Genomic DNA, 15,876 nt, shown 5'->3' on the forward strand with positions numbered 1-15,876 from the left:
ATCATAGGGCGCGGCGAGCACGAGCCGCGTACGGTCGATCGTGCCGTCGGGGCGGACGGCCTGTTCGAGCACCGCAATCTGCGCGTCGAGCCGGTCGTCGAGCCCGTGCATCACGAAGCGATCGAGCACCGCGCCGATCGTCACCGCGGCAAAGGCGAGTGCTGCGAGCGTGGCAACGAACGCGGTTACGAGGAGACGGCCGTAGAGCGAGCGGGGGAGGAGGGTCATGGGATGCGAGCCGGTTGGTATCGCGCAAGCCCCTCCCCTTTAGGGGAGGGGTTGGGGTGGGGCCGTACTGGGCGACACGCTCGGTGAGACACCGCCCCACCCCCAACCCCTCCCCTGAAGGGGAGGGGCGGCGCTCCGTCTGCGTGCGGCGCGATTGTGGAGAGCGGGTATGTCACCCCTCCACCACGCGATACCCGCGCCCACGGACAGTCTCGATCGCCTCGGCGCCGATCTTCTTGCGCAGCCGCCCGATGATCACCTCGAGCGAGTTCGAATCGGGGTCCGAATCGCCCTCATAGACATGGTCGAGCAGATACAGCCGCTCGACCACCACGCCCTTGCGCAGCATCAGCGCCGACAGCACGCGCCATTCGAGCGCGGTGAGCCGCAGCGGCAGACCGTCGAGCTCGACCTGCCCGGTCTGCGCATCGAACGCGACGCGCCCGCACACGATCCGCGCCGCGGCATTGCCCGTCGCGCGACGCACCAAAGCGCGCAGCCGCATCACCAGTTCCTCGACGCGGAACGGCTTGGTCAGATAATCGTCGGCACCGGCGCGGAACCCTGCGACCTTTTCCGACCAGCCGTCGCGCGCGGTGAGGATCAGCACCGGGAGCAGGCGGCCCGCGGCGCGCCATTCCGCGAGCACGGTGATCCCCGATTTGAGCGGCAGGCCGAGATCGAGCACCGCCGCGTCATAGCCGCCGGTATCGCCGAGATGCGCGCCGTCCTCGCCATTGGTCGCGACATCGACCGCGAAATGCTCGGTGCGCAGCGCTTTCGCGATTCCCTCGGCGAGCGCTGCGTCGTCTTCGACTAATAAGATCCGCATGTCCGTGTCCTTTGCACCGCGCGCTAGGCGGACTGCCTAAACCGAGACTGAACCGACAAGTTCAGCGCGGTGGCGGGCCGGGTCCGTAGAAAGGGGCATCAACCCAGCAAGGAGTACATACAATGACCGACCGAATCGAAGGCCCCTATGCCGATTTCGAACCCGTCGCCGAACGCCGCCCGGCGCGCAAACTGCCGGTGCGCGCCGCGCTGATCGGCGCCGCCTTGCTCGCGCTCGGCGTCGGCGGCGGGGCGACGATCGCGCAGATGACCGGCCCCTCGGTCGAGATGGCGCCGGTCAATCCGGTGGCGATCCGCTCGCTGAGCGACAATGGCAGCGTGATCAGCGTACGCGGCAAGGTCGCCGAGGTTTATGGCCCGATGTTCGTGCTCGCCGATGGCAGCGGGCGCGCGCTGGTCGATCTCGGTCGGCAGGGCGACGGCACCGGGCTCGTCAGCGCGGGGCAGGCGGTGACCGTCCAGGGCCGTTACGGCCACGGCCTGATCCACGCCTCGTTCCTCGTCGCCGCCGACGGCAAGGTCGTCGCGCTGCGCCCGATGGGCCCGCCGCCGCATGGGCCGGGAGGACCTGGTGGTCAGGGTGGTCCGGGCGGACCTGGCGACTTCCGCCCCGGCCCGCACGACCGCGGACCGCGTGGGCCGGGCGCGCCGGGCGCGGAGCGCGGCCCGGACGGTGGCCCCGATGGCGCCGACACGCCACCGCCGCCGCCCGCAGCTGCACCGGCACCGGCCGCCCCCGCACCCGCTGCCACCGCCGCGGCGGCGCATACGAAGTGATGCAATCGCCTCCCCTCCCTGAAAGGGAGGGGCTGGGGGTGGGTCGGCCCGTGGTCGGGCGGAAGAGTATTACGGAGAGCAACCCACCCCCAACCCCTCCCTTCCAGGGAGGGGAGGCGAAGGACGAGCGCTGCGCACATCCGGCTGCGGCGCTCGGCGGGTAACGCTCCGCGCCCTCCCAAGCGAAGGGTGTTATCCCGCCTTGCGCGCCGGCTGGACCGCCGACGGACACGTCAGGCGCTCCATGTTGAAATTCTCGGCGAACTCGAGCCCGGCCTTGCCTTCGGCCGCCCAGCGCAGCGTCGCGGGAAACATCTGGTCCTCGAGCAATTCGATCAGCACCTCGATCTCGCCCGTACCGGCATCGACGTCGATCCCGTCGATCATTGCGCCGGTGGTCGACAGATTGCGGATCCGCACTTCGCCGACGACCTCGCCCGACTGGATCTTCGCGGTGCGCAGCATCGCGGTCCGCGGGCTGCGGCTGATGCGATAGCCGCTGGCGGTGGCGCGGCCCCCGCCGGCGGCGAGCTGCGCCAGCACGTCCGCGGCGCGCGCGGGCTTGCCATAGACATAGCCCTGGATGTGGCTGCAGCCGAGATCGCGGATCAGCGCGATCTCGTCGTGATTCTCGACCCCCTCGGCGGTGGTCTCCATCCCGAGCGTCTCGGCCAGGCTGACGATCGCCTTGATGATCGCGGCGTTGCGGTTGCCCGCGATCGCCGCGCCGCGGACGAAGCTCTGGTCGATCTTGATCTTGTCGAACGGCGCCTTTTTGAGATAGCCGAGCGAGGAATAGCCCGTCCCGAAATCGTCGAGCGCGAGCCGCACGCCGCAGCCTTTGAGCGTCTTGAACATCTGCTCGGTCGCGGCGTTCTCGTTGAGGAACACGCCTTCGGTGATCTCGAGTTCGAGCCGCTGCGGCGCGATCCCCGATTTGGCGAGCGCCGAGGTGACCAGCGTCGGCAAGGCCGGATTGGCGAACTGGATCGGCGAGACGTTGACCGCGACGCGCACGTCCTTCGGCCAGGCCGCCGCATCGAGACAGGCGGTGCGCAGCGCCCATTCGCCGATCGATTCGATCAGCCCGCAATCCTCGGCGACGGGGATGAAGTCGCTCGGGCTGACGAGGCCGCGCGTCGGATGCGACCAGCGCAGCAGCGCCTCATAGCCGACGATCCGCTCGGTCGTGGTGCTGACGACGGGCTGATAGGCAACGAAGAACTGGTTGCCCGCGAGCGCGTCGCGCAGATCGTCCTCGAGCTGCTTGCGGCTTTGCGCACCGGCGAGCATTTCGGGGCGGAAGAAGCGGTGGATGCCGCGCCCGTCGCCCTTGGCGGCATACAGCGCGAGATCGGCGTTGCGGACGAGCGTTTCGGCATCGTGCCCGTCTTCGGGCGCGATCGCGACGCCGATCGAGCAGCCGATGCTGATCGCCGAGCCGTCGATCGTATAGGGTTGCGACAAATCGAAGATCACGCGCCGGGCGAGGTCGCCGAGCTGGGTGCGATCGGTCTCGTTGGGCAGGATCACCTGGAACTCGTCGCCGCCGAGGCGCCCGACCAGCCCGTCGCCGCCGATCGCGCGTTGCAGCCGCTGCGCGACCTGCTTGAGCAGCGCATCGCCGGTCTGGTGGCCGAGCGTGTCGTTGACCGCCTTGAAGCGGTCGAGATCGAGCAGGAACAGCGCGCTGGTATGGTGCGCGGAGCTGTTGCGGCTGAGCGTCTGCTCGAGCGAGAGGCGCAGCCGCTGGCGGTTGGCGAGGCCGGTGAGCCCGTCGAACAAAGCGAGCCGGGTGATCTCGGCATCGGCGCGGCGGCTCTCGGTCAAGTCGCTGCCGCTGCCGACGAAGCCGATAAACTGGCCGGCGGGGTCGGTGATCGGGCGCCCCGAGATCGACCACCAGCGTTCGAGCTTGGCGCGGCTCGCCGGGCGGACCGAGTAATTCGAAAAGGCGGTGTGCGCGGCGAGGTGGAAGCCGAGCGTGCGCTCGGTCTCGGACGAGGCGCTGTCCATGCGGAACACCGCGTGCAGCGGTTGGCCGAGCGCGGGCGCATCGGGGGCGTCGAGTTCGGCGGCGACCTTTTCGGACAGGTAGCTGAGGCAGCCGTCCCGATCGGTGCGCCAGAACCAGCCGTTCGAATGCGCCTCGAATTCATCGACCAGCAGCCGCGCCAGCCGATCGCGCGAGTCGCGTTCGGGGTGCGGTGCGCTCGGGCGGCGGCGGGCAGCGCGCAGGGCAAAGGCGGCGCCGCCGGCCCCGACGGCAAGAGCGAGGATCAGCGCGGGGAGCATGAGGAGAGACATCCGCGCCAGTATAGCGCGCGATCCTTTCCAAAATGCTCGCATCGGCCGCAAAGGCTCGCATCGGCCATAATCGGCAGGCCCGCCGGCGCCACACGCGGCGGACGGCTTGGCGCGCGGCGGTCATGGCTTTAAGGGCGGCGGCACAGGAGTAGCCCCCCATGACCACCATCATCCGCGAAGCCGATCTGATCGAGAGCGTCGCCGACGCGCTGCAATTCATCTCCTTCTATCATCCGATGGATTATATTCGCGCGCTCGGCGAAGCGTACGATGCCGAGCAGGGCCCCGCCGCCAAGGATGCGATCGCGCAGATCCTGACCAACAGCCGGATGTGCGCCGAGGGGCACCGCCCGATCTGCCAGGACACCGGCATCGTCAACGTCTTCGTCAAATGGGGCATGGAGTGCCGCTTCGACGAGACGACACGCTCGCTGCAGGAGATCGTCGACGAGGGCGTGCGGCTTGCGTACCTCAACCCCGACAACAAATTGCGCGCCTCGGTGCTGACCGACCCCGCCTTCACGCGGCGCAACACCAAGGACAATACGCCGAGCGTGCTCCACGTCGAGCTGGTGCCGGGCGCGCGCGTCTCGGTCGATGTCGCGGCGAAAGGCGGCGGCAGCGAGAACAAGTCGAAGTTCAAGATGATGAACCCGTCCGATTCGATCGTCGACTGGGTGCTCGAGATGCTGCCGCAGATGGGCGCGGGCTGGTGCCCGCCGGGGATGCTCGGCATCGGCATCGGCGGGACGGCGGAGCATTGCATGCTGCTCGCCAAGCAGGCGCTGATGGAGCCCATTGATATGGGCCCCTTGAAGGCGCGTGGCCCCCGCACCGACATTGAGGCGCTCAGGATCGAAATTTTTGACAAGGTCAACGCGCTCGGCATCGGCGCGCAGGGGCTGGGCGGTCTCTCGACGATCCTCGACGTCAAGATCCTCGACGCGCCGTGCCACGCCGCGGGCAAGCCGGTCGGCATGATTCCCAATTGCGCGGCGACGCGCCACGCGCATTTCGTGCTCGACGGATCGGGCCCGGCGTTCCTCGAGGCGCCCAAGCTCGACGAATGGCCCAAGGTCGACTGGCAGCCCGACAGCGCCGCGATCCGCGTCGATCTCGACACGCTGACCCCCGAATCGGTGCAGGGCTGGAAGCAGGGCGACCGGCTGCTGCTGAGCGGCAAGATGCTCACCGGCCGCGACGCCGCGCACAAGCGGATCAAGGACATGCTCGATGCGGGCGAGCCGCTGCCGGTCGAGTTCGCGGGCCGCGTGATCTATTATGTCGGCCCGGTCGATCCGGTCGGTGACGAAGTGGTCGGGCCGGCAGGGCCGACGACCGCGACGCGGATGGACAAGTTCACGCGGATGATGCTCGACCAGGGGCTGCTCGCGATGGTCGGCAAGGCCGAGCGCGGGCCCGACGCGACCAAGGCGATCGCGGAAGGGAGGAGCGCCTATCTGATGGCGGTCGGCGGCGCGGCGTATCTCGTCGCGCGCGCGATCAAGGGATCGAAGGTCGTCGGTTTCGCGGATCTCGGGATGGAGGCGATCTACGAATTCGAGGTCGAGGATTTCCCGGTGACGGTGGCGGTCGATTCGACTGGGGCGAACGTCCACCAGCTCGCGCCTTTGGTGTGGAAGGAAAAGATCGCGCGCGAAGGGTTGCAGGTGTGATGCCGTCGCCCCGGCGCAGGCCGGGGCCGCTCCGTTGTGGGGCGTGACGGGTGATCTCGCGACCGCTACATCTTCCAGCGGCCCCGGCCTGCGCCGGGGCGACGGGGGTGGGGATGGGCGGTTATACGTACATCATGACCAACAAGGGGTTCGGGGTGCTCTACATCGGCGTGACCTCGGACATCGCGCGCATCCAGGCACATCGCGAGGGGCGCGGCTCGGCGTTCGCGCGGAAGTGGGGGTGCACCCGGCTCGTCTATATCGAACATCACGATCGGATCGAGGACGCCATCGTCCGCGAGAAGCGCCTCAAGGATTGGAACCGCATCTGGAAATGCCGCCTGATCGCCGAGGCCAATCCGAACTGGGACGATCTCTGGGAGTCGATCAATCGCTAGCGTCGCCCCGGCGCAGGCCGGGGCCGGTGGTTGGGGGGCACGCGTCTCGCCCGGCAACGCAGCGGCCCCGGCCTACGCCGGGGCGACGTAAACGGATACGCCTCCCGCTAACGCGCAGAGCCTCTTGGTACGGGCGCGAAACGAAATTCGCTTGGGGCCTTCGCCCCCCAGTGCTAAAGCGCGCGCGGGGGGATCCGACGTGCCAGCATCGCTCACACCGCGAGGATATGATGTGTCGCTCGATCGGGCCGGGCTCGCGCTCGGCGCGGGGGGCGTGGTCGGGGGGCTGTTCGCCGCACTGCTGGTCACCGTCGGAAGCGGGTTCGACCCGTTCCCGATGCTGATCGGCTTCATCGTCGGCGCGGTGATCACCGCGATGGCGGTCGTCGCGATCGGCGGGCCGGTCTGGCTGCTGTGCCATGCGCTCGATCGGCGCGGGCCATGGAGCGCGGTCAGCGTCGGCGCGCTCGCCGGTTTCGCGCTGTTTCTCGGCGGGCAGACGTACGGCTTCGGGATCTTTGCGATGCCGCCGGGGGACGCGCCGGGCTTGCTGTACCGCTGGATCAGCGCGATCGCGACCAGCCTCGTGCTGGCGCTGGTTTCCGCGCTGATCGGCTGGACGATGTGGCGCGTGGCGTATCGGCGCCTGGGGTAGCGAGCGGATAAACGAGCGTCGTCACCCCGGCCTTGTGCCGGGGTCCACCGTGACGCCGAAGCTTCCGCCGCTGGATTTGCGGCCCGGTGGACCCCGGGACGAGCCCGGGGGGATGGTCGATCCCGGACAAGGAGCGCCCCCCGCCGTAATGAGCCCGCCCCGCTTACGGCTTGGCGGCAGGAGCCACCGGTGCAGGGCCGGCGGCGGCAGGCGCGTCGGGCGGAGTGATGTCGCCGGGCTTGCACTCGCCGCTGCGGGTCGAGGTGATGTGCATCTGCATCGTGCCTTCCTTGGCGCCGCCTGCGGCATAGCCCACGGTCTGCATCGTCATGTCCTGCTTGGTCGCGCTGTTGCTGCCGTCGATCGTCATCTTGACCATGCCGCCGGTCGGCTGCTTGCAGGTCGCGGCGACGTGGATCGTCGCGCCCGACACGTCCTTCTTCTCGAAGCTGCAGTTCTGGCCGCGCGACGCCATCTGCTCCATTGCCTTGCCGAAATCTTCCTTGCTGGCGGCCGCCGGCGTGAGGCAGACCGAGGTGGTCGCCATCGTATCGAACATCTTCTGCATCTGCGTCTTGGTCTCGGGCGTCGCGCCGCGCCCCTCGAGCTTGAGGATCTCGATCTTCTGCGACCAGCTGCCGGCCTGGCGCTTGACCGGCCCCGAGGGCGAGCAGGCGGCGGCGAGCAGCGGAAGCGCCAGCAAAGCGGCGGTGGTGCGTAAGGTCATGATGTCTCTCCCGGAAGCTGCGGATGCGCGTCTGTCGGCGCGTTCCTTCTCATATTGCGGGCCTATGGCAATCCCGATTCCGGCATGTGCCCGCCGATGGCGCTCTCGAATCCGGATATGTTCTTGTAATGTTCTCCTTCTCGTGCTATGCAGTTCTCCTGATTCGGGGGAAGCGGGATGAACGCCTTCGTTGAACGTCGGCGCGATGACGCCATAGATCTAGGCCTGTATTTGAGGACCGGCCGGATCGCGCGCGCCGCGCCGCTCGAGCTGAAATACAATCATAATCATGACCCGCGAGACGGGCGGTTCACGTTCGCGTCTGGCGGGGGTTCGGCGGAGGCAACGCCGTCGCCAAAAGGGCAATCGAAGCACGCGCCGTCGCTGCCGAAGCCGGCATCTCCCGGCCGGAAGCCTCGCCAGGCGGTCCCCCGGGGCGGTGGCGGCTTCAGTGGCGGTGGGGGCGGCGCCTTTGGGGGAGGGGGCGCCACCGGATATTACCTGACCAATCACGATGTCGCGGAGTTCAAGCGGCAGCACCCAGGGTTTGCGCCGCACCTCGTGCGACCGGGAGATACGCTGAAGGCGGTCGCGGAGCGCGCGGGCACCAGCCAGGCCAAATTGGCCGTCCTCAACGGCATTCCCGTCGACGCAAAGCTTCGGCCGGGGGACGTATTGGGCGTCCCGATCGCGCCGAAACCGCCCGCGCCGGCGCCGTTCGGTTCAGCGAGCGTCACGCTGTGGGCGCCGACGCCAACGGCGCCTTACAGCCACATACTCAAGAACGGCTATGATTTCGGGATCGATGCGACCGGGCGCGTGCGCGAGGTTGTCGGAACGCTGACATCGAACCCCGACCAGATCAGGTCGCGGCGCTCGCAAGCTGAGGCGGGCGGGGCCGATCGTTTGCCGACGGACCAGGGCGGGCACTACATTGCCCGCCGTTTCAACGGGCCGACCGAGGCGTTCAATCATTTTGCGCAAGATGCGAACTTCAATCGTGGAGCGTATCGTGCGCTTGAGAACGCATGGGCGATGGTGAAGGACCAAGGCAAACAGGTCTGGGTAAGAATTACGCCGAAATATTCTGGTCATTCGCGTCGACCGGATACGATCGAAGTGGTCTACAGAATCGACGGTAACGAATCGCGGCGGAGCTTTCCCAACAAATCTCACAAGTAGGAGCGGACTATGGAGCAGGAGGCCATCGGGCGCATATTGGCGGATGTAGGCGCTTTGGTTCGCGATGCTGGCGGGGCGGGGCCCGGTGATACATTCCTTTACGCCGAAGCCGGGGATAATTGGGTCGGTCCATCGGTCTTCAAGGATTTTGGGGACCGGGTGGTGTATTGCCAGGGGAACACCGATCTGGATTTCCGGATCCTCGACCTGTGGGATGCAGCGCCCGCCGACAAGAAATGGCGAGCGCTGCTGATGACAGTTTCGGGCGAAAAATTCGATGCTCGCTTCCAATATGACGAGGGGTGGGATGAAGCCGAAAGCGACTATGAACGGCGCCCGCGCGTGCTGACCGCCAAATTTGGAAACAAGCCGATCGAGTTTCCGGATTATGAATCCCCACCCTTCACTGACACCGCCTACTGACCAGCGGATTGCAGCCCCGCCGCGCCGCCCCATATGGAGGCACTATGGCAATCCAGATTCGCACCAGTCTCGACGAGCCCGAAACCGGGCAGAGCTTCATCCCGCACCGCCCGGCGCGCCCGCCCAAGGCCGAGGGGGGCAAGCGCTTCACGCTCGCGTCCGAATATACCGCGGCGGGCGACCAGCCGACCGCGATCGCCGAACTCGTCGCGCAGACGCAAGCCGGCGAGCGCGACCAGGTGCTGCTCGGCGTGACGGGCTCGGGCAAGACCTTCACCATGGCGAAGGTGATCGAGGCGGTGCAGCGGCCTGCGCTGATCCTTGCGCCGAACAAGATTCTGGCGGCGCAGCTGTACGGGGAGATGAAGGCGTTCTTCCCCGAGAACGCCGTCGAATATTTCGTGTCGTACTACGATTATTACCAGCCCGAAGCGTATGTCGCGCGGTCCGACACCTATATCGAGAAGGAATCCTCGACCAACGAGGCGATCGACCGGATGCGGCATTCGGCGACGCGGTCGCTGCTGGAGCGCGACGATGTGATCATCGTCGCGTCGGTGTCGTGCCTCTACGGCATCGGCTCGGTCGAGACCTATTCGGCGATGATCTTCGACCTCAAGAAGGGGCAGAGCGTCGACCAGCGCGAGATCGTGCGGAAACTCGTCGCGCTGCAGTACAAGCGCAACGACGCCGCCTTCCAGCGCGGCAATTTCCGCGTGCGCGGCGACAATCTCGAGCTGTTCCCGTCGCATTATGACGACACCGCGTGGCGCATCTCGTTCTTCGGCGACGAGATCGAGGAAATCGTCGAGTTCGATCCGCTGACGGGCAAGAAGATCGCGAGCCTCAATTCGGTGCGCGTCTATGCCAACAGCCACTATGTGACGCCGGGGCCGACGCTCAAGCAGGCGATGGAGGCGATCAAGTTCGAGCTGTCCGAGCGGCTCAAGGAGCTGGTGCCCGAGGGCAAGCTGCTCGAGGCGCAACGGCTCGAGCAGCGGACCAATTTCGATCTCGAGATGATCGCGGCGACGGGATCCTGCGCGGGCATCGAGAACTATTCGCGCTTCCTTACCGGCCGCATGCCGGGCGAGCCGCCGCCCACCTTGTTCGAATATCTGCCCGAGAATGCGCTGCTGTTCGTCGACGAGAGTCACGTCACCGTCGGCCAGATCAACGGCATGTCGCGCGGCGATCACCGCCGGAAGCTGACGCTCGCGGAGTACGGGTTCCGCCTGCCGTCGGCGATCGACAACCGTCCCTTACGCTTCAACGAATGGGACGCGATGCGCCCGCAGACGACCTATGTCTCGGCGACGCCGGGCGCGTGGGAGATGGAGCAGACCGGCGGCGTGTTCGCCGAGCAGGTCATTCGCCCGACCGGGCTGATCGACCCGCCGATCGAGATCAAGCCGGTCGAGGAGCAGGTGCAGGATCTGATCGTCGAGGCGCGCAAGACCGCCGAGCTCGGCTATCGCACGCTGGTGACGACGCTGACCAAGCGGATGGCCGAGGATCTCACCGAGTTCATGCACGAGGCGGGCCTGCGCGTCCGCTACATGCACAGCGACGTCGAGACGCTCGAGCGCATCGAGCTGATCCGCGACCTGCGGCTCGGCGTCTACGACGTGCTGATCGGCATCAACCTGCTGCGCGAGGGGCTCGATATTCCCGAATGCGGGCTGGTCGCGATCCTCGATGCCGACAAGGAGGGCTTCCTGCGGTCGGAGACCTCGCTGATCCAGACGATCGGCCGTGCGGCGCGCAACGTCGACGGGCGCGTGATCCTCTATGCCGATCGCATCACCGGCTCGATGGAGCGCGCGATGAACGAGACCGGGCGGCGGCGCGAGAAGCAGCTGGCGTATAATGCCGAGCACGGCATCACCCCGACGACGATCCGCCGCAACATCGGCGACATCATCCAGGACGTGTCGCAGCGCGACCAGGTGACGATCGAGATCGACGAGGATCGGCCGCACATGGTCGGGCACAACCTGCGCGCGTATATCGAGGATCTCGAGAAGCAGATGCGGACGGCGGCGGCGGACCTCGAGTTCGAGACGGCGGGCAGGTTGCGCGACGAGATCCGGCAGCTGGAGCAGGAAGAACTGGGGCTGCCGGTCGAGCAACAGAAGGCTCCCGTTATGGGGCGTTCGAACGAGGGCAAGCCGGGGACCCGCAAGACTCGGTATGGGAAGAGTCAGAAGATGCGGGCCGGAATGGCGGGGAGTTCGCGGCGGGCGCGGTGACGCTGTCACCCGGAAAAGCCTAGATATTTCCCGGGTGACAGTTACTTAAGACTGCGATTGATGAAGAGCTGCAACGTCGGAGCAGCACTATGACACGTATCGCAAAGCTCTATGCCTGGGTGTTGGCGAATCCGCGTTCGGCGATTTCGTTTCGCGACTTTGAACGTCTCGTAGTTGCGTTTGGATATAGGCTTCGACGCACCACTGGCAGCCATCGACACTATGGACACCGCGCCGTCCCGTTCGTCCTGACGATTCAGCCACGCGGCAAGGACGCGAAGACCTACCAAGTCGAGCAGTTTATCGCTATATGTCAGAGGTACGGGCTATCGTTGGAAGAATGATGTCGCCGCGCTATCACATCGATCTATTTTGGTATGATCCGGACGGGTGCTGGATTGCCAACATTCCGGACCTCCAGACGTGCTCGGCCCACGGCGATACGCCGGAGGAAGCACTTGCAGAGGTACGGGTCGCGATGGAGGAATGGCTGGAGGTAGCGCAGGATATGGGATTGCCCATACCCGAACCGCGCTACCATCCAGTCCGCATCGCCGCTTAACCCAGCGACAAATCCTCGCTCGCCACATCGTAATATTTCGAAACGCGGTCGGCATAGGCCTGATCGAACTCGGGCGCATTTGCCGCCCAGCTCGGGCCGCCCTCGAGCACGCGGCGGTCGATCGTCACGACATAGGTGTCGTTGACCGGATCGAACGCGAGCAACGAGAAAGGGATCGGGTAGTACGCCTTGCCCATCCCGAGAAAGCCGCCGATCGACAGCACGGCATAGACCGCGCGGCCGGTGCGCTTATTGACCATCAGCGAGAACAACGTGCCGATCTTGTCGCCGTCGCGGCTGCGGATCGGCATCGTGTCGGCTTTGTTCGACTGGAGCAGCAGCTGGGTCGGTTCGGTCTGGGCCATGAATCTCATCCTTCGTGTCGCGAGCGTAACGGCGCGTGGGGCGCGTCGGTTCCCTCGCGGCCGAACGATTGGACCCCGGCGCCGGGTTCCGTGCCCCGCGGGCTCCGGGCGGCGCGCGCGGGCGCGGATTTGCCACGGGTGTCGGCGCCGACGGTTGAGCGGGGCGGTCGCATGCCGCATAGACCCGTCATGTCCTCGCAATCCACTCGCTTCGCCGTGGTCGCCACGCTCCTCGCCCTTGCCGCCTGTGTCGGGCCCCCGCCGCCGCGCGCGGTCGCGCCGCCGGTAGCGCGGCCGCGGCCGACCCCGCCGCCGCCCGCGCCCATCCCCGTGCCGCAGGCCGCCGATTGGCGCGACTGGCCGGTGACGCCGGGCGACTGGACCTATCGGATCGATGGCCGCGGTTCGATCGCTCTGTTCGGCACGGCGGGCGCCGACGCACTGCTGACGCTGCGCTGCGACCGTCAGACCGCCATGATCTACCTCTCGCGCCAGGGGCAGGCGAGTACGCCGCTGACGCTGCGCACCTCGACGCTCGCGCGCAGCGTTGCCGTCCAGCCGACCGGCGCGGCCCCCGCTTATGTCGCGACCGCGCTCAACCCGCGCGACGGATTGCTCGATGCGATGGCGTTCAGCCGCGGACGCTTCATCGTCGAACAGACGGGTATGCCGACTTTGGTGATTCCCGCCTGGGCCGAAGTGGGCCGCGTTACCGAGGATTGCCGTCGCTGATCGGGCGCGAAGGAAGCGACGATTTGCGCTTCGGGCAGGCGGAGGAGAATCGTCGAAACAGGGCGACATTACAAGTCTTGTTTCGCTCGAAAATATGATTCAAACACGAGTCGTGACCAGCCCTGGTCACGGCGTTTTAACTAGCGAAAGGAGGTGATCCGATGTCTCATGGTTCAGCAATGGGGTCGGTTCAGTTCGTTCGGAGGACGCACCGCTAGGCCTTTGAGGCTAGTCCTGCGACGATGGGGCGGGGGGTATTCTCCCCCAATCAACGCCACCGATCGTCGAGGCTTTGCGGTACGCATGGTCCTCCAAGCTGGAGCTTCCGGCCGCTGACCATGTCAGGAGGTTGCCGATGTCCTCGATTCGAGGGCATCGGCAGCCTCTTTTCATGTGGGCCGCCTACGCAGGCGGCGTGATATTCCCGAAGTGCGGGGCCGAGCCGCTTGCAGCCCGCGGGTCGCTATCGCATGATCCCGAAAAGGCATGGACCGATCCGTGCCGCTTCCAGGGGGCATTCATCATGCGCGTACTCGTCCTGTCGTTGCTGTCGACGGTTGTGGGAGGCGTTCCGGCGGCGGCGCAGACCCAGCCCCCGATCGAGGAGAAATCGATCGAGCAGCTGCAGGCGATGATGGCGGGCGGCACCAGCAGTGCGGCGATCACCCAGGCCTATCTCGCGCGGATCGCGGCGATGGATCGCACCGGGCCGACCTTGCGCGCGGTGATCGCCACCAACCCCGATGCGATCGCGCAGGCGCGCGCCGCCGATGCGCGGCGCAAGGCGGGCAAGCCGCTCGGGCCGCTCGACGGCGTGCCGGTGCTGATCAAGGACAATATCGAGACCAAGGATCCGCTCGCGACGACCGCAGGGAGCCTTGCGCTTAAAGACAATGTCACGCGCCGCGACGCGCCGCTGGTGGCGAGCCTGCGTCGGCAAGGCGCGGTGATCCTCGGCAAGACCAATTTGTCCGAATGGGCCAATATCCGCTCGACGCATTCGATGAGCGGATGGAGCGCGGTCGGCGGGCTGGTGCGCAACCCCTATGCGCTCGACCGCACCTCGTGCGGCTCGTCGAGCGGATCGGGCGCGGCGGTGGCGGCGAGCTTTGCCGCGGTCGCGGTCGGGACCGAGACCGATGGCTCGGTGGTGTGTCCCTCGGCGATGAACGGGCTGGTCGGATTGAAGCCGACGCTCGGCATGATCAGCCGGACGCATGTCGTCCCGATCAGCCATAGCCAGGACACGCCCGGACCGATGGCGCGCAGCGTGCGCGATGCGGCGTTGCTGTTCAACGGGATGATCGGCGTCGATCCGGCCGATCCGGCGACCAAGGGTAGCGCCAAATATGCGCATGATTTCGCGGCACCATTGGCGACGGCCTCGCTAGCCGGGGTGCGGATCGCGGTGCTGCATCCCGACATGTCGGAATTGCTCAAGGCGAAATATGCCGCCGCGCTGGCGGTGCTCAAGGCGCAGGGCGCGGTGCTGGTCGATGTCACCCCGCCCAAGCTCGACGGGATCGGCGAGGCCGAATTGCTCGTACTGCAGACCGAGCTCAAGGCCGATCTCAACACCTATCTCGCCACCACGCCGCAGGCCGTGAAGACGCGTACGCTCGCCGACGTCATCGCGTTCGATCGCGCCGAGGCGGCGCGCGAAATGCCGTTCTTCCAGCAGGAAACTTTTGAAGCGGCCGAGCAGACGCGCGGCCTCGCCGATGCCGAATATCTCGGTGCGCGCGCGAAGTCGCTGCGGCTGGCGGGCAAGCAGGGGATCGACGCGATGCTCGCCAGCGCCAATGCGACGCTGATCGTCGCGCCGACTTACGGGATGCCGTGGCTGTCCGACACGGTGTCGGGCGATGGCGGCGAGGGGCCGAGTGCTGCCGGGCTTCCGGCGATGGCGGGCTATCCGCACCTGACCGTGCCGATGGGGCTGGTGCGCGGCGTGCCGGTCGGGCTGTCGTTCATCGCGACCGCCTGGGGCGACCAGCGCGTGCTCGATGCGGGGTATGTCTATGAACAGGCGGCGCATGCGCGCGTCGCGCCGGGCTATGCGACGACCAATGACGCCGGGCCCGGGCTGGATGGGGCGCGCTGAGCTGACTCTCTTCCGTAGCTTGCTCCCCTCCCTGAAAGGGAGGGGCTGGGGGTGGGTCGGCCTAGGGCAGGCGTCCGGCCGAACAACGGGCCGACCCACCCCCGACCCCTCCCTTTCAGGGAGGGGAGGCGCGCTTCCAAAGGGAGGCGCCCTTTCGTGCCTCAGCGTTCGAGCAGTTCGTCGCGGACGTGGATCGCCGAGAGCGAGATCCGCACCTCGATCAGGAAGCCGACCAGCGACGAGATCAACAGGCCCATCGCGAGGATGAAGATCACCGCGACGACGGTGCCGATGTGCAGCTTGAACAGGCTGGCGACGAACAGCAAGGCGACGACGATGCAGGTCAGCGCCGCGCTCGACACTGCAAGCACGAGCGAACGGTTGATCACCGTCATGCGACGGTCGAGCAGGCGGAGTTCCCAGACGTGACGGTCATGCTCGGGCCCGCTCGACAGCGGGTGCCATTCCTCGACGACGCGCGCGCGATCGACGACGCGCGCCAGCCGCCCCGCGAGCACGTTGAGCAGCTGCCCGATCGCGGCGAGCATGAAGATCGGCGAGAGCGACAGCTGGATCGTCTGCGCGATCGTCGAGACGGCGGGATAGGGGTTCATCGCGGCCCCTTTTGGGATGCGG

The 15,876-nt window shown here is 66.9% G+C and carries 16 protein-coding genes and 1 pseudogene; 11 read left to right on the top strand and 6 right to left on the bottom strand.

Annotation, left to right across the window (positions count from 1 at the left end; translation table 11 throughout):
- Positions 1-228: pseudogene (locus RH90_RS23935) on the bottom strand (sensor histidine kinase); the annotation flags it as partial.
- Positions 229-400: 172 nt separating this feature from the next.
- On the bottom strand, positions 401-1,060 hold the full coding sequence (locus RH90_RS09610) for a response regulator (RefSeq protein WP_010185370.1): 660 nt from the start codon (positions 1,058-1,060) through the stop codon (positions 401-403).
- Positions 1,061-1,182: 122 nt separating this feature from the next.
- On the opposite strand from RH90_RS09610, the gene RH90_RS09615 reads away from it, so the two are divergent.
- Positions 1,183-1,857: a hypothetical protein gene (locus RH90_RS09615; protein ID WP_010185371.1), complete on the top strand. Its 675-nt coding sequence runs from the start codon at positions 1,183-1,185 to the stop codon at positions 1,855-1,857.
- A gap of 192 nt (positions 1,858-2,049) precedes the next feature.
- Here the strand turns inward: RH90_RS09615 and RH90_RS09620 are convergent, their stop codons facing one another.
- Complete coding sequence (locus RH90_RS09620) at positions 2,050-4,164, bottom strand: putative bifunctional diguanylate cyclase/phosphodiesterase (RefSeq protein ID WP_232280335.1); 2,115 nt, start codon at positions 4,162-4,164, stop codon at positions 2,050-2,052.
- Positions 4,165-4,322: 158 nt separating this feature from the next.
- Between RH90_RS09620 and RH90_RS09625 the strand changes: the two genes are divergently transcribed.
- The 3 genes from RH90_RS09625 to RH90_RS09635 all read left to right on the top strand — a co-directional run bounded on the left by RH90_RS09625 (position 4,323) and on the right by RH90_RS09635 (position 6,893).
- A complete protein-coding gene (locus tag RH90_RS09625) occupies positions 4,323-5,840 on the top strand; it encodes a fumarate hydratase (RefSeq protein ID WP_010185373.1) in 1,518 nt (505 codons plus the stop codon).
- 113 nt (positions 5,841-5,953) lie between these two features.
- Positions 5,954-6,238, top strand: coding sequence for a GIY-YIG nuclease family protein (locus RH90_RS09630; protein ID WP_010185374.1), 285 nt, complete (start codon positions 5,954-5,956; stop codon positions 6,236-6,238).
- Between the two features lie 232 nt (positions 6,239-6,470).
- Positions 6,471-6,893 carry a hypothetical protein gene (locus tag RH90_RS09635; protein ID WP_010185376.1) on the top strand — a complete coding sequence of 141 codons (423 nt, stop codon included), beginning with the start codon at positions 6,471-6,473 and terminating at the stop codon, positions 6,891-6,893.
- Between the two features lie 163 nt (positions 6,894-7,056).
- Here RH90_RS09635 and RH90_RS09640 read toward each other — a convergent pair whose 3' ends face one another.
- Positions 7,057-7,620 (bottom strand): DUF3617 domain-containing protein, encoded by a 564-nt coding sequence (locus RH90_RS09640; protein ID WP_010185377.1) that lies wholly within the window; start codon positions 7,618-7,620, stop codon positions 7,057-7,059.
- A 177-nt stretch (positions 7,621-7,797) separates the two neighbouring features.
- On the opposite strand from RH90_RS09640, the gene RH90_RS22570 reads away from it, so the two are divergent.
- From RH90_RS22570 to RH90_RS09660, 5 genes are all read left to right on the top strand, one after another.
- Entirely contained in the window at positions 7,798-8,802 is a 1,005-nt protein-coding gene (locus tag RH90_RS22570; RefSeq protein WP_010185378.1) for a DNA/RNA non-specific endonuclease, read from the top strand.
- Positions 8,803-8,811: 9 nt separating this feature from the next.
- Positions 8,812-9,225, top strand: a complete 414-nt coding sequence (locus RH90_RS23155) for a hypothetical protein (RefSeq protein ID WP_010185379.1) — start codon at positions 8,812-8,814, stop codon at positions 9,223-9,225.
- A 44-nt stretch (positions 9,226-9,269) separates the two neighbouring features.
- Complete coding sequence (gene uvrB / locus RH90_RS09655) at positions 9,270-11,477, top strand: excinuclease ABC subunit UvrB (protein ID WP_010185380.1); 2,208 nt, start codon at positions 9,270-9,272, stop codon at positions 11,475-11,477.
- An 89-nt stretch (positions 11,478-11,566) separates the two neighbouring features.
- Entirely contained in the window at positions 11,567-11,821 is a 255-nt protein-coding gene (locus RH90_RS22575) for a type II toxin-antitoxin system HicA family toxin (RefSeq protein WP_010185381.1), read from the top strand.
- Positions 11,821-12,039 (top strand): type II toxin-antitoxin system HicB family antitoxin, encoded by a 219-nt coding sequence (locus RH90_RS09660; protein ID WP_010185382.1) that lies wholly within the window; start codon positions 11,821-11,823, stop codon positions 12,037-12,039. The genes RH90_RS22575 and RH90_RS09660 overlap by 1 nt, the downstream gene beginning before the upstream one ends.
- Here RH90_RS09660 and RH90_RS09665 read toward each other — a convergent pair.
- Positions 12,036-12,404, bottom strand: a complete 369-nt coding sequence (locus RH90_RS09665; protein ID WP_010185384.1) for a PRC-barrel domain-containing protein — start codon at positions 12,402-12,404, stop codon at positions 12,036-12,038. The genes RH90_RS09660 and RH90_RS09665 overlap by 4 nt on opposite strands.
- A 189-nt stretch (positions 12,405-12,593) precedes the next feature.
- Between RH90_RS09665 and RH90_RS09670 the strand changes: the two genes are divergently transcribed.
- Positions 12,594-13,136: a hypothetical protein gene (locus RH90_RS09670; RefSeq protein ID WP_010185386.1), complete on the top strand. Its 543-nt coding sequence runs from the start codon at positions 12,594-12,596 to the stop codon at positions 13,134-13,136.
- 523 nt (positions 13,137-13,659) lie between these two features.
- Positions 13,660-15,240, top strand: a complete 1,581-nt coding sequence (locus RH90_RS09675) for an amidase (protein ID WP_051124783.1) — start codon at positions 13,660-13,662, stop codon at positions 15,238-15,240.
- Positions 15,241-15,401: 161 nt separating this feature from the next.
- On the opposite strand, the gene RH90_RS09680 is transcribed toward RH90_RS09675, so the two are convergent.
- Positions 15,402-15,854: a DUF2721 domain-containing protein gene (locus RH90_RS09680; protein WP_010185388.1), complete on the bottom strand. Its 453-nt coding sequence runs from the start codon at positions 15,852-15,854 to the stop codon at positions 15,402-15,404.
- Between the last annotated feature and the right edge of the window lie 22 nt (positions 15,855-15,876).

The sequence above is a fragment of the Sphingomonas sp. PAMC 26605 genome, assembly GCF_000241485.1.
GTDB lineage: Bacteria > Pseudomonadota > Alphaproteobacteria > Sphingomonadales > Sphingomonadaceae > Sphingomonas.